This window comes from Halomonas sp. H5, from assembly GCF_050613175.1.
Lineage (GTDB): Bacteria > Pseudomonadota > Gammaproteobacteria > Pseudomonadales > Halomonadaceae > Bisbaumannia > Bisbaumannia salifodinae.
Genome location: NZ_CP192510.1, coordinates 162,489 through 182,481 on the forward strand (window position 1 = coordinate 162,489; position 19,993 = coordinate 182,481).

19 protein-coding genes are annotated in these 19,993 nt (G+C 67.5%); 16 read left to right on the forward strand and 3 right to left on the reverse strand.

Annotated elements, in window-relative coordinates; all coding sequences use genetic code 11:
- Nucleotides 1-18 precede the first annotated feature (18 nt).
- The 14 genes from dctP to ACQ1W9_RS00770 all read left to right on the forward strand — a co-directional run bounded on the left by dctP (nucleotide 19) and on the right by ACQ1W9_RS00770 (nucleotide 15,465).
- Nucleotides 19-999 carry a TRAP transporter substrate-binding protein DctP gene (gene dctP / locus ACQ1W9_RS00705; protein ID WP_431024860.1) on the forward strand — a complete coding sequence of 327 codons (981 nt, stop codon included), beginning with the start codon at nucleotides 19-21 and terminating at the stop codon, nucleotides 997-999.
- Nucleotides 1,000-1,072: 73 nt separating this feature from the next.
- Entirely contained in the window at nucleotides 1,073-1,585 is a 513-nt protein-coding gene (locus ACQ1W9_RS00710) for a TRAP transporter small permease (RefSeq protein WP_346061024.1), read from the forward strand.
- Nucleotides 1,586-1,628: 43 nt separating this feature from the next.
- A complete protein-coding gene (locus ACQ1W9_RS00715) occupies nucleotides 1,629-2,945 on the forward strand; it encodes a TRAP transporter large permease (RefSeq protein ID WP_431024861.1) in 1,317 nt (438 codons plus the stop codon).
- 25 nt (nucleotides 2,946-2,970) lie between these two features.
- Nucleotides 2,971-4,533, forward strand: coding sequence for a sulfatase family protein (locus ACQ1W9_RS00720; RefSeq protein ID WP_431024862.1), 1,563 nt, complete (start codon nucleotides 2,971-2,973; stop codon nucleotides 4,531-4,533).
- Nucleotides 4,534-4,896: 363 nt separating this feature from the next.
- Nucleotides 4,897-5,709, forward strand: coding sequence for an IclR family transcriptional regulator (locus ACQ1W9_RS00725; RefSeq protein WP_431024863.1), 813 nt, complete (start codon nucleotides 4,897-4,899; stop codon nucleotides 5,707-5,709).
- 74 nt (nucleotides 5,710-5,783) lie between these two features.
- Nucleotides 5,784-6,716 carry a VOC family protein gene (locus ACQ1W9_RS00730; RefSeq protein ID WP_431024864.1) on the forward strand — a complete coding sequence of 311 codons (933 nt, stop codon included), beginning with the start codon at nucleotides 5,784-5,786 and terminating at the stop codon, nucleotides 6,714-6,716.
- A gap of 292 nt (nucleotides 6,717-7,008) precedes the next feature.
- On the forward strand, nucleotides 7,009-7,530 hold the full coding sequence (locus ACQ1W9_RS00735; protein ID WP_431024865.1) for a cupin domain-containing protein: 522 nt from the start codon (nucleotides 7,009-7,011) through the stop codon (nucleotides 7,528-7,530).
- Nucleotides 7,531-7,561: 31 nt separating this feature from the next.
- Entirely contained in the window at nucleotides 7,562-8,395 is an 834-nt protein-coding gene (locus ACQ1W9_RS00740) for an alpha/beta fold hydrolase (protein ID WP_431024866.1), read from the forward strand.
- A 9-nt stretch (nucleotides 8,396-8,404) separates the two neighbouring features.
- Nucleotides 8,405-9,199, forward strand: a complete 795-nt coding sequence (locus ACQ1W9_RS00745) for an SDR family oxidoreductase (protein WP_431024867.1) — start codon at nucleotides 8,405-8,407, stop codon at nucleotides 9,197-9,199.
- Nucleotides 9,200-9,217: 18 nt separating this feature from the next.
- Nucleotides 9,218-10,015, forward strand: coding sequence for an aspartate dehydrogenase (locus ACQ1W9_RS00750; protein WP_431024868.1), 798 nt, complete (start codon nucleotides 9,218-9,220; stop codon nucleotides 10,013-10,015).
- Nucleotides 10,016-10,032: 17 nt separating this feature from the next.
- On the forward strand, nucleotides 10,033-11,499 hold the full coding sequence (locus tag ACQ1W9_RS00755; protein ID WP_431024869.1) for an aldehyde dehydrogenase: 1,467 nt from the start codon (nucleotides 10,033-10,035) through the stop codon (nucleotides 11,497-11,499).
- Between the two features lie 34 nt (nucleotides 11,500-11,533).
- Nucleotides 11,534-13,165 carry a thiamine pyrophosphate-binding protein gene (locus ACQ1W9_RS00760; RefSeq protein ID WP_431024870.1) on the forward strand — a complete coding sequence of 544 codons (1,632 nt, stop codon included), beginning with the start codon at nucleotides 11,534-11,536 and terminating at the stop codon, nucleotides 13,163-13,165.
- 158 nt (nucleotides 13,166-13,323) lie between these two features.
- Nucleotides 13,324-14,535, forward strand: a complete 1,212-nt coding sequence (locus tag ACQ1W9_RS00765; protein ID WP_431024871.1) for a DcaP family trimeric outer membrane transporter — start codon at nucleotides 13,324-13,326, stop codon at nucleotides 14,533-14,535.
- A gap of 156 nt (nucleotides 14,536-14,691) precedes the next feature.
- Nucleotides 14,692-15,465, forward strand: coding sequence for a helix-turn-helix domain-containing protein (locus tag ACQ1W9_RS00770; protein WP_431024872.1), 774 nt, complete (start codon nucleotides 14,692-14,694; stop codon nucleotides 15,463-15,465).
- Between the two features lie 94 nt (nucleotides 15,466-15,559).
- On the opposite strand, the gene glnK is transcribed toward ACQ1W9_RS00770, so the two are convergent.
- The 3 genes from glnK to ACQ1W9_RS00785 all read right to left on the reverse strand — a co-directional run bounded on the left by glnK (nucleotide 15,560) and on the right by ACQ1W9_RS00785 (nucleotide 17,719).
- Nucleotides 15,560-15,898, reverse strand: coding sequence for a P-II family nitrogen regulator (gene glnK / locus ACQ1W9_RS00775; RefSeq protein ID WP_146801703.1), 339 nt, complete (start codon nucleotides 15,896-15,898; stop codon nucleotides 15,560-15,562).
- A gap of 104 nt (nucleotides 15,899-16,002) precedes the next feature.
- Complete coding sequence (locus ACQ1W9_RS00780; RefSeq protein WP_431024873.1) at nucleotides 16,003-17,325, reverse strand: ammonium transporter; 1,323 nt, start codon at nucleotides 17,323-17,325, stop codon at nucleotides 16,003-16,005.
- Nucleotides 17,326-17,380: 55 nt separating this feature from the next.
- The gene (locus ACQ1W9_RS00785; RefSeq protein WP_346061038.1) at nucleotides 17,381-17,719 is read right to left on the reverse strand and encodes a P-II family nitrogen regulator; all 339 of its coding nucleotides are present in this window, start codon (nucleotides 17,717-17,719) and stop codon (nucleotides 17,381-17,383) included.
- A 272-nt stretch (nucleotides 17,720-17,991) separates the two neighbouring features.
- On the opposite strand from ACQ1W9_RS00785, the gene ACQ1W9_RS00790 reads away from it, so the two are divergent.
- Nucleotides 17,992-18,330, forward strand: a complete 339-nt coding sequence (locus ACQ1W9_RS00790) for an accessory factor UbiK family protein (RefSeq protein WP_346061039.1) — start codon at nucleotides 17,992-17,994, stop codon at nucleotides 18,328-18,330.
- Between the two features lie 124 nt (nucleotides 18,331-18,454).
- Nucleotides 18,455-19,963 (forward strand): YifB family Mg chelatase-like AAA ATPase, encoded by a 1,509-nt coding sequence (locus tag ACQ1W9_RS00795; RefSeq protein WP_431024874.1) that lies wholly within the window; start codon nucleotides 18,455-18,457, stop codon nucleotides 19,961-19,963.
- Nucleotides 19,964-19,993: the final 30 nt, after the last annotated feature.

The following is a 19,993-nucleotide window of genomic DNA, read 5'->3' on the forward strand; positions in this document are numbered from 1 at the left end:
ATAATGAGAGAGAGTGCGATGAAAACAACAAGCCTGACGTCCCTGGTGGCCGGTATCTCCCTGGCCGGCCTGAGCCTCACCGCCGCCGCCGATGAGGTGAGCCTCAACGTGGTGAGCTTTACGCCCAAGACGGCGGCGGTCTCCGCCGGCTTCGAACGCTTCGTGACTGCGGTGAACGAGGAGTTCGAGGGCGAGCTGGCGCTGAACTGGCGCGGTGGCCCCGAGGTCATGCCGCCCTTCCGCCTGGCCGATGCGGTGCGCAACAACTCCATCGACATGGCGCTGATCAGCCCCAGCTACTACTCCGGCCTGGTGCCCTCCTCGAGCAGCGCCAACTTCTCCTTCAAGAACTACGAGGAGATCCTCGAGAGCGGCTACTACGACCGCATGACCGAGATCCACGCCGAGCGTGGCCTGCGCTACCTGGGCGAGATCCCCGCCACCGACGTCAAGTTCTTCCTTTTCTTCCAGGATCGTATCGATGGCGTCGACGACCTGGCCGGCAAGCGTATCCGCGTCTTCCCCACCGGCCTGCCCTTTATCGAGGCGTTGGGGGCCAACGGCCTGGTGCTGCCCATCGGCGAGATCTATACCGCCATGGAGCGGGGCGCCATCGACGGTTTTATGCAGGGCAACCTGGGCTGGGCCGAACAGTACGAGGACGTGGTCAACTACTACATCACGCCGCCCTTCTACCGCGCCGGCTTCAGCATCCTGGTCAGCGAGCGGGCCTGGGACCGGCTCCCCGAGGAACTGCGCGGCGAGCTCCAGGACTACGTGCGCAACACCCTGGGGCCGGAACTCGACCAGAGCTGGGGTGACGTGATCGCCGCCGGTAACGCCGAGGTGGAGGCCGCCGGTTTCGAGGAGATCGCCCTGGAAGGCGAAGAAGCCGAGCGCTACCTGCAGATCGCCATCGACGCGGCCTGGGGGCATATGCAGGAGCAGATCGGCGACGACGAGCTGACCGCGGAGCTGCGCGCCATGCTGGTGGAGTGATCCACCCCGGCGGGGCGCCCCGTCCCATCCTGGGCGGGGCGCCTCCGACTTTCTCTATATCAGGTGGCTCGATATGCAACAGTCACTCTCTCGTGGTTCCTCCCCCCTGGCACTCCTGATGCGGGGCGTGAGCCGTTTGAACCTTTACCTGGCAGGCTTCAGTGCCTTTGTTCTGCTGGCCGCCACGGCGGCGGTCTTCTGCGAGATCCTGTCGCGACTCTTCTTCGGCAAGTCGCTGGTCTGGGTGGTGGAGCTCAGCGGCTATTCGCTGCTCTATATGACCTTCCTCGGCGCGCCCTACCTGCTGGAAAAGAATCGCCATGTGGCCATCGATATCGTTACCGAGCACCTGCCGCCGCGGCTGCAGATGCCGCTGGCGTTCCTGGTGGCCCTGTTCGGGGCGGCCATCTGTCTCTATGCCGCCTGGTATGGCCTGGCGGTGACCCTCGACCAGTTCCAGTACGGCTCCCGCGAGACCACCGTGCTGGCGCCGCGCAGCTATCTGCTCACCTGGGTCTTTCCCCTGGGCATGTTGCTGCTCTCTATCCAGTTCGTGGCACAGGCCGTGGCCTGTCTGAAGCGCTGACCCCGTCGGCTCACCCGACTCGGGCCCCCTGTGGAGGTATGTTATGGATTGGTGGCTAACGCTATCGCTTATTCTCGGCGCCCTGCTGGTACTGATGATGCTGGGGCTGCCGGTGGCCTTTGCCTTTCTGGCGGTGAACCTGGTGGGCGCCTACGTCTTCCTGGGCGGTACCTCCGGTATCGAGCAGCTGGTGATCAACACCACCGATGCCCTGACCAGTTTCACCCTGGTGCCCATCGCCATGTTCATGATCATGGGCGAGGTGATGTTCCGTTCCGGCATCGCCAATGACCTGATGGACACCCTCGACAAGTGGTTCGGCAAGCTCAAGGGCCGCCTGGCCTTTATGGCGGTGGGGGGCGGCGTGCTCTTCTCCACCCTCACCGGCAACAGCATGGGCGCCATCGCCCTGCTGGGTTCCAGCCTGGTACCGGAGATGGAGCGCCGCGGTTACAAGAAGCCCATGTCCCTGGGCCCGATCATCGGCTCCGCGGGCCTGGCCATCATGATTCCACCCAGCGCCCTGGCGGTGGTGCTGGGGGTGGTGGCGGAGATCTCCATCGGCCGCCTGCTGATCGCCATCATCCTGCCGGGCCTGCTGATGGCGGTGCTCTATGCCCTCTACATCTGGGGGCGTTGCACCCTGCAGCCGGACCTGGCGCCCACCTTCGAGGTGCAACCCACGCCGCTCAGGGTCAAGGTGGAGGCGGGCATCCGCAATATCCTGCCCATCGGCTTTATCGTCTTCGCCGTGGTCGGGGTGATCTTCCTCGGCCTGGCCACGCCCACCGAGGCGGCGGCCTCCGGCGCCGTGGCCACCATCCTGCTGGCCCTGGCCAAGCGCCGCCTGACGGTGGAGAACTTCCGGGTCTCCATGTTCGAGAGTGCCAATATCTCGGTGATGGTGCTGCTGATCGTCGCCGGGGCGGTGGCCTTCAGCCAGCTGCTGGCCTTTACCGGCACCACCTTCGGCATGATGGACGCGGTGCTCTCCCTGCCGCTGAACGACCATATGATCGTGCTGGCCATGGTGCTTACCGTGGTGCTGCTGGGGATGTTCATGGGGCCGCTGCCGATCATGCTGATTACCCTGCCGATCTTCGTACCGGTGGTGGAGCAGCTGGGCTTCGACACCATCTGGTTCGCGGTGCTCTTCCTGCTGGCCATCGAGACCGGCTCCACCTCGCCGCCACTGGGTGCGGCCCTGTTCGTGATGAAGGCGGTGGCGCCCCAGGGCACCACCATGGGCAGCATCTACAAGGCCGCCATCCCCTTCCTGATCTGTGACTTCCTGGCCATCGCCATCATCTTCGCCTTCCCGCAGATCGTCACCGTGCCGGTCGGCTGGATGTTCGGCTGAGTCCCGGCGAGAGGAGTCCAAGGCCATGCGACGCCCCAATTTCGTGATCTTTATCACCGACCAGCAGCGCGCCGATCACCTGGGCTGCTACGACAACCCCACCGTCAGGACGCCGCATATCGATGCCCTGGCCGCGGCCGGGGTGCGCTTTACGCGCTTCCACGTGGCCACGCCGATCTGCCAGCCCAACCGGGCGGCCCTGGTCACCGGCCAGATGCCCTCGGTGAATGGGGTGCGTCAGAACGGCATTCCCCTGGGGCTCGATAGCCTGACCTTCGCCGAGGTGCTGCGCGGGGAGGGCTACCGCACCGGCTATATCGGCAAGGCGCATTTCCAGAACGTCACCGATATTCCGGCCCCGCCGCGAGTCCCGGGCGGGGAGGGAGACACCCCGGCACTCGTCCTGAGCCGGCGCGACCAGCGCCAGGGCCCCGACTACGGCTGGGAAGTGCGCCGCCGCTGGGCCGAGCAGCCCGGCCTCACGCTGCCCGGCCCCTACTACGGCTTCGAGCGGGTGCGGCTGTGCATCGGCCATGGTGACCTGGTCGACGGTCATTACACCGCCTGGCTGCATGAGCGCCACCCCGATCCGGCCTCGCTGCGCGGGCCCGACCATGCCCTGGCGTCGACGGTATCGGCGCCCCAGTGCTGGCGTACCGCCGTGCCCGAGGCGCTCTATCCCACCAGCTACGTCAGGGAGCAGGCCTGCGACTTCCTCGCCGAACAGGACGCCGAGACCCCCTTCCTGCTGGTGGTCTCCTTTCCCGACCCCCATCACCCCTTTACCCCGCCGGGACGCTACTGGTCGATGTACGACCCGGACGAGGTGGAGCTGCCGGCCTCCTTCCACCATCCGGTGGAAGCCATCGAGGGGCTGCCCGACTCGGCCCTGGAGGCCTACCGCTGGGGCGCCGAGGACCCGGAGAGCCACTGGCCCTTCGCGGTGAGCGAGCGCCAGGCCCGGGAGATCATCGCCCTCAACTACGGCAGCATCAGCATGGTGGACGATGCCGTGGGGGAGGTGCTGGCCACCCTGAGGGCGCAGGGCCTGGCCGACGATACCGTGGTGGCCTTCACCTCGGATCACGGCGACTACATGGGCGATCACGGCAGCATGCTCAAGATGGGCCTGCACTTCCAGAGCGTGCTGCGGGTGCCGCTGATCTGGCATGACCCACGGCGGCCGGGCGAGGGTGAGGTCTCCGGGCGCCTGGGCAGCGCCATCGACCTGGCGCCGACGCTGTTGCAGCGGGCCGGATTACGGGTGCCCATCGGCATGCAGGGCCAGGACCTGTTCGGTCATGAACCGGCGGCGGACGTGCTGGTGGAGGATCCGGGCATCCGGGTGTTCCGCGACAGTGAGGCGCGGGCGAGCATCATCAGCCTGGTCACCGAGCGCTGGCGGCTGAGCCTCTTCGAGGGTGAGGCGGGGGGCGAGCTCTATGACCTGGAGGCCGACCCCCATGAGCTCACCAACCGCTGGAGCGACCCCGCTTGCCGGGCGGTGCGCCTCGACCTCCAGGCCCGGCTGAGCCAGCGCCTGATCGCCCTGCGCGACCGCAGCCTGGTGGCCACGGCCCGCGCCTGATCCCTCCGTCGCGTCGTTTTTCTCCCCAAACCCGACCGCCGCACTCTCGACTCCCCTCGAGGGTGCTGGGAATCACTATATAAATCAGTGAATTACGCTTGACATTTTGCATGGGGTCGAGCCTTGACAAGGGCCCGATAACCACCTATCTTGGGTGTATCAAATAATAAATCGTATTTCATATTTGAAATTTACCGAGGCGGGCCGCGAGGCCAGCCGAGACACCGGACGAGATCGACTCTCCCGGGGCCATGGCCGCGGAAGCGACTCGAGGTGCCAGACGACCGAGGCGCGCAGACATGCCGCGCGACAGAGGCAGGGGTATGCTGGTACCCGAATGGCCAACCACGGAGAGCACGCCAAATGAGCAATAAAGACGAGCGCAAATACCTGATCCCCGGCCTGGAGCGGGGCCTGACGATCCTGATGGAGCTGAGTCGCAGCCATCGCGAGATGAGCTTTGCCGAGATCGCCAAGCGGGTGGATATCCCCAAGGCCACCGCCTACCGGGCCATCCAGACCCTGGAGTACATGGGCTTCCTGCGCCGTCACCCCACCACGGGGCATTACTCCCTGGGGGTCAATGTGTTGCGCCTGGGCTTCGAATACGTGGCCTCCCTGGACGTGGTGCAGGTGGGCCAGCCGGTGATCGAGTCGCTGCGTGACGCCACTGGCTGCTCCAGCCATATCGCCATCCGCGATGGCCAGGACGTCATCTACGTGGCCCGGGTCAGCGCCGCCAACGCCACGGTACGCCGGGTCAGCGTCGGCACCCGATTGCCGGTGCATCGCACCTCCCTGGGGCGGATGCTGCTCACCGGGACGAGCCGCTCCGAGTTCGAGGCCCTCTATCCCGACGACGAGCTGCCGGATGCCAAGCCGGGCTCGCCGGACAGCCGCGAGGCGCTGTGGGAGCTGGTCCAGGAGGATCGCCGGCGGGGCTATGTGGTGGCGGAGTCCTTCTTCCAGTTCGGTATCTCCTCCATCGTCTACCCGATCCATAACGCCGACGGCGAGATCGAGGCGGTGGTCAGCATCATGGTGCCGGTGCACGAGATCCCCGCCGAGGAGCGGGAGCGGCTGCGCGGTCACGTGGCCGAGGCCTCCGAGACCATCTCCGGCCTGCTGGGCTACCAGGGCGATGCCATGGGACGAGGCCTGGGCCGGGAGTCCTAGATCGAGAGACAAGGGCCGGCGCCAAGCGGCCGAGCCAAGCAACCATCAGCGCGTCGAGGACGCAGGAGAGAGCGATGAGCATCGTGGGTATCGAAGAGTTGGAGTTCGGCGTCGAGGATCTCGATGTCGCCAAGCGGTTCCTGGACGACTTCGGCCTGAGCGCCGTGGGCAGTGACGCCCAGGGGCGGGACGCCTTCGAGACCCTCAACGGCGGGCGCCTCAGCGTGGCCGGCGTGGATCATCCCAGCCTGCCCCCGGCCTTCGAGGAGGGCTCCACCCTGCGCCGCATGACCTGGGGGGTGGCCGATGGCGAGGCCCTGGAGGCCCTCAAGGCGCGCCTGGCCGACCGGCCCGGCTATGTCGACCAGGGCGATGCCATCCAGTGCACCGACCCCAACGGCATGACGGTGCGCATCCGCGTCACCGGCCTGCGCGATGTCCAACTGGAGGTGACCCCCATCAACCAGTGGGGCGATATGCGCCGGGTCGACGCGCCCAGCCCGGTCTACGAGCGGGCCACTCCGGCCTCCATCGGCCATGCGGTCTTCTTCGTCGACGACCTGGAGGCCACCGAGGCCTTCTACCGCGACACCCTGGGCTTCGCCGTCTCCGACCGCTACACCGATCGCGCCGTCTTCCTGCGCATGCAGGCCCGGGGCGGCCACCACAACCTCTTCCTGCTCAAGCTGCCGCATCGCGGCCGGGGCCTCAATCACGTGGCCTTCACCGTGCGCGATATCCACGAGGTGATCGGCGGTGGCCTGGCCATGAACCGCAAGCAGTGGAGCACCTTCCTGGGCCCGGGGCGGCACCCGATCTCCTCCGCTTACTTCTGGTACGTGAACAGCCCCCTGGGCGGCGCCTTCGAGTACTACACCAACGAGGATTACCTCACCGAGGCCTGGGTGCCGCGGGAGATGCAGCACTCGCTGGAGTCCTTTACCGAGTGGGCCATCGAGGGCGGCATCGACGCCGAGACCCGCCGCCAGAAGAAGGCCGAGGCCTGAAGATTATTTCAGTCGATATAAATTAAAAACGACCCTGGCGAACAAGATCTAGTGAACTAGAAGAGTACGACTCGACAGCGAGGCATTAACGACACCCGAGCAACTTATTCAAGAGCGTTGAACTTCGATGACTGAATAAGTCGATTGCCGCTTTGCCGGCGATCACGGGGAACCTTTGTCTCGAAAAACACGAGAGTGCGGTGAGCCAACACCCGAGTCGTCATTGATTGACCCTGGCGGGTCACGATATTTCCCGGAAAGTTTCCGTGGACACCGACAAGAGGAAACGACGATGTCAGAGATGCTCGAAACCTGGAAGAAACCCGGCGACCTCTCCTTCCAAGAGTGGATGGAAACCCGCGTGGCCCGCTTCAAGGGACGCAAGTACGATTGGAACGCCCTGAAGTTCCAGGCCGATTACGATCCCAAGTATCGCCGTGCCCAGATGCGCTATATCGGCACCGGCGCCACCGGCGTCAAGGCGGACACCAATACCATTCCCGCCGAGCACTTCACCTTCTCCACCATGGTGCTGCCGTCCAAGTGCGAGGGGCCGCTGCACGTCCATGACGACGTGGAGGAAGTCTTCTTCGTGCTCAAGGGCACCATCACCCTCTTCCTCAAGGACGGCGACGACTATATGGAGACGGTGCTCGAGGAGCGCGACGTCATCTCCATTCCGCCGCGTATCTATCGGGGCCTGTTCAACCACGGCGAGGAAGAGGCGCTGATGTGCGTGATGCTGGGGACGAACAAGCCGCAGATCCCCACCTATCCGGAGGATCACCCCCTCTCCAAGGTCAAGCGCAACTAAACCCGCTATCGGCTACCCGAGGAGGACCACCGTGGACGCCAAACGCCTCAACCTCGACAGCGGGGCCCAGTGCTATCGCGAGCAGGCGTGGCCCGAGCCGGCCCCGACCCTGGTGCTGCTGCACGGCATCAGCTCCGGCGCCGGTTCCTGGGCGAAGCTCGCCGCGCACTTGCCCGGCTATCGCCTGCTGGCCTGGGACGCCCCGGGCTATGGCGACAGCCAGGCCCTGGCGAAGGAGGCGCCCAGCGCCGCCGACTATGCCGAGCGCCTGGAGGCCTGGCTGGCCGGGCTTGGCATCGAGCGCTGCGTGCTGGTGGGCCACTCCCTGGGAGCCATGATGGCCGGGGCCGCCCTGGCGGCCTACCCGAACCGGTTGGCCGGGGTGGTGCTGGCGGACCCGGCCCAGGGCTACGGCGATGCCGATGCGGCCAAGCGCGACGAGGTCTACCGCAGCCGCTGGACCCAGCTCGAGGCCCAGGGCCATGGCGCCTATGCCAGGGCCCGGGCCCCGCGGCTGCTGCGCGAGGGCGCCGACCCGGCGGATATCGTCCGGGTCGAGGCGGAGATGGGCAAGCTCCAGGTGGCGGGCTTCGCCCAGGCTGGCTGGATGCTCGCCAATGACCAACTGGATCGCTACCTGCCGGCGACGCCGGCGGTGCCGACCCTGGTGGTGTGCGGCGACGAGGATCGCATCACCCCGCCCGAGGATGCCCGGGCCCTGGCCGATCGCCTGGGGTTGCCTTATCGGGATATCCCGCGGGCCGGCCACGCCAGTTATATCGACGCCCCCGCGGCCTTCGCCGCCGCCCTCGACGACTTCGCTCGCCCGCTGCTCGGCGCGGCGGCCGCCCCCGAGATTTCCTAGGAGAGTCCCATGAGTTTCCTGATCGAACGACGCGTCGCCGTGGTCACCGGCGGTTCCTCCGGCATCGGCCTGGAGGCGGTACGCCTGCTGCTGGCCCAGGGCGCCCGGGTGGCCTTCTGCGGCCGCAATCGCGAGCGCCTCGCCGCCGCCGAGGCCGAGCTGCGCGGGGCCTTCCCCGAGGCCGAACTGCTGAGCCAGGCCTGCGATGTGCTGGACGAGGCCTCCTGCGCCGACTTCGCCGCCGCGGTGGCCGAGCGCTTCGGCGGCGCCGATATGCTGATCGCCAACGCCGGCCAGGGCTATGTGGCCCACTACGACGACACGCCCAAGGAGGCCTGGCTCTCCGAGGCCAACCTCAAGCTGTTCGGGGTGATCAACCCGCTGAACGCCTTCCGCGGCCAGCTGGCGGCCTCCGAGATCGGCTCCCTGACCTGCGTCAACTCCCTGCTGGCGCTGCAGCCGGAGCCGCACATGATCGCCACCTCGGCGGCCCGGGCGGCGCTGCTCAACCTGACCCATTCGCTCGCCCACGAGCTGATCGACGAGGGCATCCGCGTCAACTCCATCCTGCTGGGCATGGTGGAGTCGGGCCAGTGGCGGCGCCGCTTCGAGGCCCGCGACGACCCGTCGTTGAGCTGGGAGCAGTGGATCGCCGGCATCGCTACCAAGCGCGGCATCCCCATGAAGCGCCTGGGGCGCCCCGAGGAGCCGGCCCGTGCGCTGGTGTTCCTGGCCTCGCCCCTGGCCTCCTTTACCACCGGCGCCGCCCTGGACGTGTCCGGCGGCTTTAACCACCACCTTTAAGCCGAGGATTTCCTCCCCATGACGACCAAGCGTTTGATGATTATCGGTTACGGGGCCATGGCCCGGGAAGTGCACCGGCTGCTGCCGGCCGGGCTGACGCTCGCCTGGGTGGTGGTGCCCGAGGCCCAGGTCGCGGCTACCCGCGAGCTGCTGGGCGGCGGCGTCGAGGTGCTGAGCCGCGTCGACGACTGCCAGGCGCGCCCCGACCTGGTCGTCGAGTGTGCCGGTCAGCCGGGCCTGGCCGAGCATGGCGAGGCGGTGCTCTCCCGCGGCCTGACCCTGGCTATCGTGGCCACCGGCGCCCTGGCCGACGAGGGGCTCTATGGCCGCCTGCGCCAGGCCGCCGAACGCGGCGACGGGCGCATGCTGGTGCTCTCCGGCGCCGTGGCCGGCATGGATGGCCTGGCCGCGGCCCGGGAGGGCGGCCTGGACAGCGTCACCTACGAGGCCTGCAAGGCCCCCAAGAGCTGGAAGGGCAGCCATGCCGAGCAGCTGGTGGACCTGGATGCCCTGACCGAGGCGACTGTCTTCTACGAGGGCACCGCCGGCGAGGCCGCGCGCCTCTTCCCGGCCAACGCCAATGTGGCGGCCACCATCGCCCTGGCCGGTATCGGCATGCAGGCCACCAGGGTGCGGCTCACCGCCGACCCGGCGGCGACCCGTAATACCCACCGCATCCATGCCCAGGGACGCTTCGGCGAGTTCCGTATCGAGCTCAATGGCCGGCCCCTGGAAAGCAATCCCAAGACCTCGATGCTCGCCGCCCTGTCGGTGGTCCGCGCCTGTCGCCAGGCGCTGGATCCGGTGACGGTGTGAGCGAAAGGAGCACTCCCATGACGCAACCGATCTTTATCGCCGGCGAATGGCGCCAGGGCCGCGGCGACCCCATGGCCTCCCTCTTCCCCGCCGATGGCTCCGTGACCGCGCGGCTCAACGCCGCCAGCCTCGAGGACGTGGACGAGGCCATCGAGGCCGCCGACGCCGCCTGGCGTCGCCCCGAGTGGCGCGACCTGGTGCCCCACCAGCGCGCCAGCATCCTCTACCGGGTGAGCCAGCTGATCGAGTCGCGTCTCGAGGAACTGGCCGCCCTGCAGACCCGCGACAACGGCAAGCCCCTGGCCGAGACCCGCGCCCTGGTGGCCAGTGCCGCCGGCACCGCCCGCTACTTCGCCGCCGCCTGCGAGACCCTGGAGGGCGAACTGCCCACCCAGCGCAGCGGTGAGCTGATGACCCTGAGCACCTATGAGCCGCTGGGGGTGATCGCCGCCATCACCCCCTGGAACTCGCCCATCGCCAGCGAGATGCAGAAGATCGCCCCGGCGCTCGCCGCCGGCAATGCGGTGGTGGTCAAGCCCGCCGAGGCGACGCCGCTGTTGGCCCTCAAGCTGGCCGAGCTGTTCGAGGAGGCGGGCCTGCCCAAGGGGCTGCTCAGCGTGCTGCCGGGTCGCGGCCGGGTGATCGGCGAGGCCATCGTGCGCCACCCCAAGGTGCGCAAGATCTCCTTCACCGGCGGCACCAACACCGGCCGCCACCTGGCGCATATCGCCGCCGACAAGCTGATCGGCACCTCCCTGGAGCTGGGCGGCAAGTCGCCGACCATCGTCTGCGAGGATGCCGACCTGGAGGAGGCCGTTCAGGGCATCGCCTACGGCATCTTCAGCTCCGCCGGCCAGGCCTGCATCGCCGGCTCGCGACTCTTTATCCCGCGTCGTCGCTACGACGAGGTGATGAATCGGCTGCTGGAGATCACCCGGGGCCTGCGCATCGGTCACCCCGAGACCCCGGGCACCCACCTGGGACCGCTGATCAGCCCGGCCCATCGCGATAGCGTCGCCGCCTACGTCGACCAGGCCCGCGCCGAGGGCGGCCGGGTATTGTGCGGTGGAAAAGCACCGGATGCCCCCGAGCTGGCCGATGGCAGTTACTACCTGCCGACCATTATCGCGGGGCTGCCCCACGACAGCGCCGCCTGCCAGGAGGAGATCTTCGGCCCGGTGCTGGTGGTCATGGCGTATGACGACGAGGACGAACTGGTGGGGCTGGCCAATGACAACGTCTTCGGCCTGGCCGCCGGCATCTGGACCGCCGACTACCGCCGCGCCCTGCGCCTGGCCGCGCGGCTGGAGGCGGGCACGGTGTGGATCAACACCTACAAGAAGTTCGCCATCTCGACCCCCTTCGGCGGCTTCAAGGAGAGCGGCCTGGGGCGCGAGAAGGGGCGCCAGGGCATCCAGGCCTATATGCAGCAGAAGAGCCTCTACCTGGGTCTGGGTACCGCCCCCATGGGCTGGGCCAACTGACGCCGCGCCGGCAACCACAATAAAGGAAGTCACTATGAGCACCATCACCGTCGGCGAAGCGATCGCCCGTACCCTCGAAGCCTATGCGGTCTCCGCCGTCTATGGCGTGATCTCCATCCATAACCTGCCGATCGCCGACGCCATCGGCCGCCGCGACAAGGTCCGCTTCGTGCCGGCCCGCGGCGAGGCCGGGTCGGTGACCATGGCCGACGCCCATACCCGGGTGGGCAGCCTGGGCGTGGCCCTGACCAGCACCGGCGCCGGCGCTGGCAACGCCATCGGCGCCCTGCTCGAGGCCCTCAACGCCGGCACCCCGCTGCTGCATATCACCGGCCAGGTGGAGAAGGATTACCTGGACCGGGACGCCGGTTTTATCCATGAGACCAAGGACCAGCTGACCTTCCTCAAGGCCAGCTCCAAGGCCGCCTATCGGGTCTGCACCCCGGAGCAGGCGGTGCCCCTGCTGCACCGCGCCATCCGCGAGGCGATGACCCTGCCGCGGGGCCCGGTGAGCCTGGAGATCCCCATCGATATCCAGGCCAGCCCGGTCGAGTGGGTAGACACCGCCCCGGTGGCGCCGGCCACCCCGGCCCCGGTGAGCGACGCCGAGATCGACGCCCTGGCCGAGCGCCTCAAGGCGGCCAAGCGCCCGCTGCTGTGGATCGGCGGTGGCACCCTGGAGGCCGGGGACGCCGTCAGGCGCCTGGCGGACGCCGGTATCCCGGTGGTCTCCAGCACCCATGCCCGGGGCGTGCTGCCTGACGGCCATCCGCGCAGCCTGCGCGCCTTCCATAACGCCGCCTCGGTGGAGGCGCTGTTCGCCGAGAGCGACCTGATGCTGGTGGCCGGCTCCAGGCTGCGCAGCAACGAGACCAAGACCTACTCCGTCGAGCTGCCGCGGCCCCTGGTGCAGATCGATATCGATCCCGCCGCCGCCCACCGCAACTACCGGGCCGACGCCTTCCTGTGCGGCGACTGCGGCGATGTGCTGACACGCCTGGCCGAGCGCCTCGAGGGCCGCGAGCCGGATGCCGCCTATGACGCCGCCGTGGCCGAGGCGGTGCAGCAGGCCGAGCAGGCACTGCGCACCCAGGTGGGCGAGTACGCCAAGCTCAGCGACGCGGTACGCGCCGCCCTGCCCGAGGATGGCATCTTCGTGCGCGATATCACCGTCTCCGGCAGCACCTGGGGCAGCCGCCTGCTGCCCACCCAGCGCCCGCTGACCAATATCCACTCCCTGGCCGGGGCCATTGGCCTGGGCCTGGCCCACGGCATTGGCTGTGCCGTGGCCCGGCCCGAGCGCAAGGTGGTCACCCTGGTCGGCGATGGTGGCCTGGCGCTGGGCGTCGGCGAGCTGGCGACGATGGCCCAGGAGAACCTGGACATGGTGCTGGTGGTGATGAACGACGGCGGCTACGGGGTGATGCGCGGCATCCAGGAGAAGTACTTCGAGGGGCGTCAGTACTACAACGAGCTGCATACCCCGGACTTCCAGCAACTGGCCGATGCCATGGGCATCAAGCGCTGGAAGGTCAGTCACGGCGACGACTTCGCCGCGGTGCTGGCCGAGGCGGTGAATTATGCGGGCCCGGCCCTGGTGGAAGTGGATATGCCCAGCGTCGGTGAATTGAAGTTCTCCGGTCCGCCCCAGAAGAAGCTCTATTAATTCTTGTATTGAACGGTAAGTTCCGGCCGCCCGGCAGGCGTTATTTGTCCGGCGGCCGGACACTCCCTACGAGATTAACGGAGGTAAAGCAACAATAACGACTCGCTTAAGACCATAACAACAGCACGAATCCATCATCGTTAAAGGGATACACTCCAATGAAAACCAACAAGATCTTTGCACTGGCCGCGATGCTGCCGGTGGGCTTGGCTGCTGCCATTCATGCCCATGCCTATGATGTGGTACCCGCCGGCCAGCCGGTGGTGACCGGCGAGCCGAGCCGCGTCGGCGCGCCCTGGAATCATCGCTCCACCTTCAATATTCCCGGCACCAATACCGATGTGGCCTTCGGTGGTTACGTGAAGCTGGATGCCTTCTACGACTTCGATTATGACCAGGGGGATGCCACCGATCCGTTGGCGCTGCTTAACCCGGCGAATCGTACCGATGGCCGTACCAACTTCACCGCCTATGAGTCGCGGATCAACTTCCGCACCCAGACGCGTACCGACTACGGCACGGTGAGCACCTACCTGGAAGGGCACTTCCTGCCCGACGGCAAGTTCAACCTGCGCCACGCCTATGGCGAATACGGTCCCTTCCTGGCCGGCCAGAGCTGGACCAACTTTATGCACTTCTTGGGCACGCCGCGCAGCCTCAAGCTGGGCGGGCCGATCGGCTATGCCACCGGTCGCCCCTCTCAGCTGCGTTACACCCATAGCGCCGGGCCCAATACCTTCGCGGTGTCCCTGGAGGATCCCTCCTATGCGCTCTCGCCGGTCAACGGCGGGGCGGATATCGAGAACCCGCTGCCGACCCTGACCGCGCGCTACCAGTACGGGCGTAACTTCGGCATCTCCGCCCTGGTCAGCGAGTTTGCCACCAACGAGGCCACCAGCGGCGTCGACGAGAGCACCACCGGCTATGGCGTGGCCGCCCAGTTGGCCCTGCCCCTGGGCAGCGCCACCACCTTCAAGGCCAATGCCACCGTCGGTAGCGGCCTGGGCAGCTACCTGAGCTATGTGCCGGATGGCGTGGCCGGGGCGCGCACCCCGGACGCCTATATCGACAACAACGGCTCGCTGGAGAGCGTCGATTCCCAGGCCTTCGGCGTCTCCCTGGAGCATAACTGGAATGGCGACTGGTCCAGTGCCGTCGGCACCTCGCGCTTCAGCCAGGACCTGCCGGATGATGTCGCCGGCTTCCAGGCCGGCCTGGATACTGTCCAGTACTCCTTCGTCAACCTGATCTGGGACGTCAACCAGCGTCTCTCCACCGGTATCGAGTACCAGCACTCCGATATCGAGCGGGTCAACGGTGACTCCGAGGATGCCAGCCGGATTCAGGCCAGCGTGCAGTTCCATTTCTAAGCCGTTCCCCGAGTCGAGTCCCGGGGGCGGGGCGCCGCTCGCCCTGGCCCCGTCCCCGGTACAGAGTCATGGTGTGTCGACTCGCTGTATCGATCTGCTGCATTGTGCCGGTGGTTTCCATCGGCACTTTTTAGTCGTGGGCGATAAGGGGGCGGTATGAAGACGATTCGCGCCCTAAGGCGTGGCCTGGAGGTGCTGGAGATCATGGCCCGGCGTGGCGAGCCCCTGGGCCTGGCCGAGCTGCATCGGGCCACCGGCATTGACAAGAGCACCCTGCTGCGCCTGTTGGCGACCCTGGGAGAGCGAGGCTGGGTGTGTCGCGGGCTGGGGGATGGCCGCTATCGCTTGACCGCGACGTTGGCCACTCTGGGGCAGGGGATCTCGGAGGACGCGTCCTGGCTGGTATCGGCGACCCCCTTGCTGGTCGAGCTCCACGACACCCTGGGGTGGCCCTCGGACCTGGCGCGGGTGGAGGGGGCGAGCCTGCGGATCATCGAGACCTCGCGGCCCCTGAGCCGGCGTATCCGGCATCGCGAGGTGCTGGGTTTTCGCCCGGGCCCCTTGCGTTCGGCCCTGGGGCGGGCCTGGCTGGCGGGCAGCGAAGAGGGGCAGCGGCAGGCGCTGCTGAAGCGGCTATCCCTGGGCCCCGGTGAGGCGGCCGGGTTGGCCCGGGACAGGGATTATCTGGCCCGCCTGGTGGCGGAGTTCGCCGAGCTGGGGCATGCCCGCCGCGACCCCGCCGAGCGGCTGATGGTCTCCGCCGAGGAGCCCGGTTATTCGGCCATCGCCCTGCCCATCCGCCGGGCCGGCGCGGTACGCGCCTGCCTGAACGTGGTCTTCGTCCCCGGCGAGGCCGAGGAGGCCCAACTGGCCCAAGGCCTGCGCCGCGTCGTTACGGCCCTCGAGACCCCGGCTTCGCCGGGAGCTTGAAGCTGGGAGAAAAACCGCCCCCATGGCCTGGCCATGGGGGCGGTTCATATTAGGTTGCTATCTAGCTTCTAGCTTCTAGCTTCTAGCTTCTAGCTTATACCGCATCCTTATCCGTTTCGCCGGTACGAATCCGGATCACCTGCTCCAGGGCGGAGACGAAGATCTTGCCGTCGCCGATCTTGCCGGTATTGGCCACCTGGGTAATCGCATCGATCACCTGCTCGGCCATGGCGTCGTCCACGGCCACTTCCAGCTTCACCTTGGGCAGGAAGTCGACCACATACTCGGCACCCCGGTAGAGCTCGGTGTGGCCCTTCTGGCGACCGAAGCCCTTGACCTCGGTAACGGTGATGCCCTGTACGCCGATCTCGGAAAGTGCCTCGCGAACGTCGTCCAACTTGAACGGCTTGATGATGGCGGTCACCAGTTTCATGGTCTGTCTCCTCGCATCCTAAGGGTCGGTCGGCGGTTGCCGGTCTTGGCACAAGCATACACCAAGAAAAAAGGCCCCCGAAGGGGCCAGGGGAGCACGCCAGCTCACTCGGTACGCGTCGACAGACGCTGTGACTGGGTCAGGCCGTCGTTCTGGGCGCGGCCGCTGCCACCGCCACGCACCTTGGCGACGGTGAATTCGGGGTAGGCCTCCAGGCCACACTCGGCCAGGTCGACGCCTTCATACTCTTCTTCCTCGCTGACGCGGACGCCCATCACCGCCTTGATGATCAGCCACACGACCAGGCTGGCCAGGAAGACCCAGACGAAGATGCCGATGATGCCGAGGATCTGGGCGCCGAAGGTGGCGTCACCGTTGGAGAGCGGCACCGCCAGCAGGCCCCAGATGCCCACCACGCCGTGCACGGAGATGGCACCCACCGGGTCGTCGATCTTCAGCTTGTCCAAACCGACGATGGCGGCCACCACGATGGCGCCACCCACGCCGCCGATCAGGGTCGCGCCCAGGGCGGAGGGCGCCAGGGGCTCGGCGGTGATGGCCACCAGGCCGGCCAGGGCACCGTTCAGGGCCATGGTCAGGTCGGCCTTGCGGAACCACAGCTTGGCCAGGATCAGGGCGGCGATCACGCCACCGGCGGCGGCGGCATTGGTGTTGACCAGCACCTGGGCCACGTTGTTGGCGGAATCCACGTCGGAGACCTTCAGCTCGGAACCGCCGTTGAAGCCGAACCAGCCCATCCACAGGATAAAGGTGCCCAGGGTGGCCAGGGGCATATTGGCACCGGGGATGGCGTAGATGCTGCCGTCCTTGCCGTACTTGCCCTTGCGCGGACCGAGGATCAGCACGCCGGCCAGGGCGGCGGCGGCGCCGGCCATATGCACGATGCCGGAGCCGGCGAAGTCGGAGAAGCCGGCGGCGGAGAGCCAGCCGCCGCCCCAGGTCCAGTAGCCGGAGACCGGATAGATGACGCCGGTCATCACCACGGCGAAGGCCAGGAAGGCCCACAGTTTCATGCGCTCGGCCACGGCCCCGGAGACGATGGACATGGCGGTGGCCACGAACACTACCTGGAAGAAGTAGTCGGCACGCATGGAGTAGTAGGGGGCATCATCGCCGCCGGCCAGCACCGCCTCCGCGCTGTTCTCGCCGCCCAGCAGGAAGCCCAGACTGGGCAGGACGCCACCCTCGCTGCTGGAATACATCAGGTAATAGCCCAGCAGCAGGTACATGGTGCAGGAGATGGCGAAGAGGGCGATGTTCTTGGTCAGGATCTCGGCGGTGTTCTTGGAACGCACCATCCCGGCCTCGAGCATCGAGAAACCGGCGGCCATCCACATCACCAGGACGCCACAGATAAGGAAATAGAAGGTGTCGAGCGCGTAACTCAGCTCTACTAGATCGGTCATGGTCGGAACTCCTGAGTCAGACCGGCTGACTGGGGAAGGGGGGAGTGGAGCGAACTCAGACGGCGTCGGCGCCGCGCTCACCGGTGCGGATACGGATCACATCCTCCAGGGTGGTGACGAACAGCTTGCCGTCACCGATCTTGCCGCTGTTGGCGGCGCTGCGGATGGCGTCCAGTACCGTCTCGACGCGGCCGTCGTCGACGGCTACCTCGACCTTCACCTTGGGGAGGAAATCGACGACGTATTCGGCGCCGCGATACAGTTCGGTATGGCCCTTCTGACGACCGAAGCCCTTGACCTCGGTGACGGTGATGCCCTGAACGCCATTGTCGGCCAGGGCCTCGCGGACGTCGTCGAGCTTGAAGGGTTTGATGATGGCGGTGATGAGTTTCATCCCGGACTCCCTACATCGAAGTTGTCATTGGCGTGCGGCAGGCGATTGCCTGCCTTGTGCAGTGCGCAAAGCATGCCAACGAAGTGGTTTTCCCTTGTAAATCATCCGTCTTACGGGGGTTCTCGGAAAACGATGGGCGATAACGGAGCGGATGGATGCACCAAGCCGGTGCCTGTTATCCAGGTCGGTGCATCGTTGCGGCGCATGCGTCCGGGGCCCGGCTTGCGTATCCTGTAGGGCAGTCCATGGCGTTTTTTCAGGAGTCATCATCGATGATCAATAACGAGCGGATCGGGCGCCTCGCCCAGCAACTGGGCGAGCGCCTGCAGGGGGCCTCCCAGGCCCCCGAGGAGCTGCAACGCAGCGTGCAGCAGGTGGTCAAGGGCGCCTTCGATCGCCTGGAGCTGGTCTCCCGGGAGGACTTCGATATCCTGATGGAGGTGCTGCAGCGCACCCGCTCCCGGGTCGAGGCCCTGGAGACCCAGGTGGCCGAGCTGGAGCACCTGCTCCAGGCGCGCCTGGAGGCGGAGGCGCCGCAGGCCACGCCCTCGCCGGCGGCGGAAGATGCCGGCGGCGGCGAGACCCAGGACGAGACGTCGCCCCGGGCCTGAGTCTGCGCCAGCGGCCTGTCGGGTGTATCCGGTCGTCGCGAGAATCACGGGATTCGCGGTAGATCGGCGGTAAGTCCGACGGGCTGCTAGGGTTAGATGATCGACGGTTGCTCAGGGACGAGTCATGACGCTGGCCATCGTTACCACCCGTGCCGCCCTGGGGCTGGAGGCCCCGGAGGTGCGGGTGGAGGTGCACCTGGCCAATGGCCTGCCCGGCATCACCTTGGTGGGGCTGCCGGAAACCGCCGTCCGCGAGAGCCGCGAGCGGGTGCGCAGCGCCCTGCTCAATGCCAACTTCGAGTTTCCCACCACCCGCCGCATCACCCTCAACCTGGCTCCCGCCGACCTGCCCAAGGAGGGCGGGCGCTTCGATCTGCCCATCGCCCTGGGCATCCTGGCCGCCTCCGGCCAGCTGCCCGCCGACGCCCTGAGTGGCGTGGAGAGCCTGGGGGAGCTGGCCCTGGACGGCCGCCTCTGCCCGGTCAGCGGGGTGCTGCCGGCGGCCCTGGCGGCCAAGCAGGCCGGGCATCGATTGATCCTGCCCCGGGAGAATGCCGCCGAAGCGGCCCTGGTGCAGGGCCTGGAAGTCTTGCCGGCGGCGCATCTGCTGGAGGTGGCCGCCCATCTCTGGGGGCGCGAGCCACTGACGCCACAGCCCACCAGCCGGCCCGTCCCGGGCCATCTCGAGGTCGCCGACCTGGCCGAGGTGCGTGGCCAGCATCAGGCACGCCGGGCCCTGGAGGTGGCCGCCGCCGGTGGGCATAACCTGCTCTTCGTCGGGCCGCCGGGGAGCGGCAAGACCATGCTGGCCAGCCGGCTGCCCGGCATCCTGCCGCCGCTGGAGGAGGCGGAGGCCCTGGAGCTGGCGGCGATCCGCTCCGTGGCGGGACAGCCGCTGCTCGCCGGTTGGGGCCTGCGTCCGTTTCGTGCGCCCCACCATACCGCCAGCGCCGCCGCCCTGGTGGGCGGCGGCTCCTCGCCGCGCCCCGGCGAGGTCTCCCTGGCTCATCAGGGGGTGCTCTTCCTGGACGAATTGCCGGAGTTCAGCCGCAGCGTGCTGGAGGTGTTGCGTCAGCCCCTGGAGTCGGGATGGGTGGATCTGGCTCGGGCCCGGGTGACCCGGCGTTACCCGAGCCACTTCCAACTGGTGGCGGCCATGAACCCCTGCCCCTGTGGTCATCTGGGCGACCCCCGACGTGACTGCCATTGCACCTCGGGGCAAGTGCAGCGCTACCAATCGCGCCTCTCGGGGCCTTTGCTTGACCGTATCGACCTGCAGGTGGAGGTGCCGGCGCTGCCCGCCGATCAGTTGACCGCGACGACGGCGGAGGAGGGTTCGGCGAGGGTGCGGGAGCGGGTGGTGGCGGCGCGGGCGCGCCAGCGGGCCCGGGGTGGCCTCAATGCCAGCCTGTCGGTATCGGCCCTGGAGGCGGCCTGCGGGCTGAGCGCCGCGGATCGTGCCTGGCTGGCCCAGAGCCTGGAGCGGCTGCGCCTCTCGGCCCGGGCCTATCATCGGGTGCTGCGGGTCGCCCTGACCCTGGCGGACCTGGTCGGCCTCGAGCGCCCCGGCCGCGATCAACTGCTGGAGGCCATCGGCTATCGGCAGCTGGAGCGTTTATTGGGACGCCAGTAAGACGGCCTGTGTGGGGTGTGCTGGAGGCTC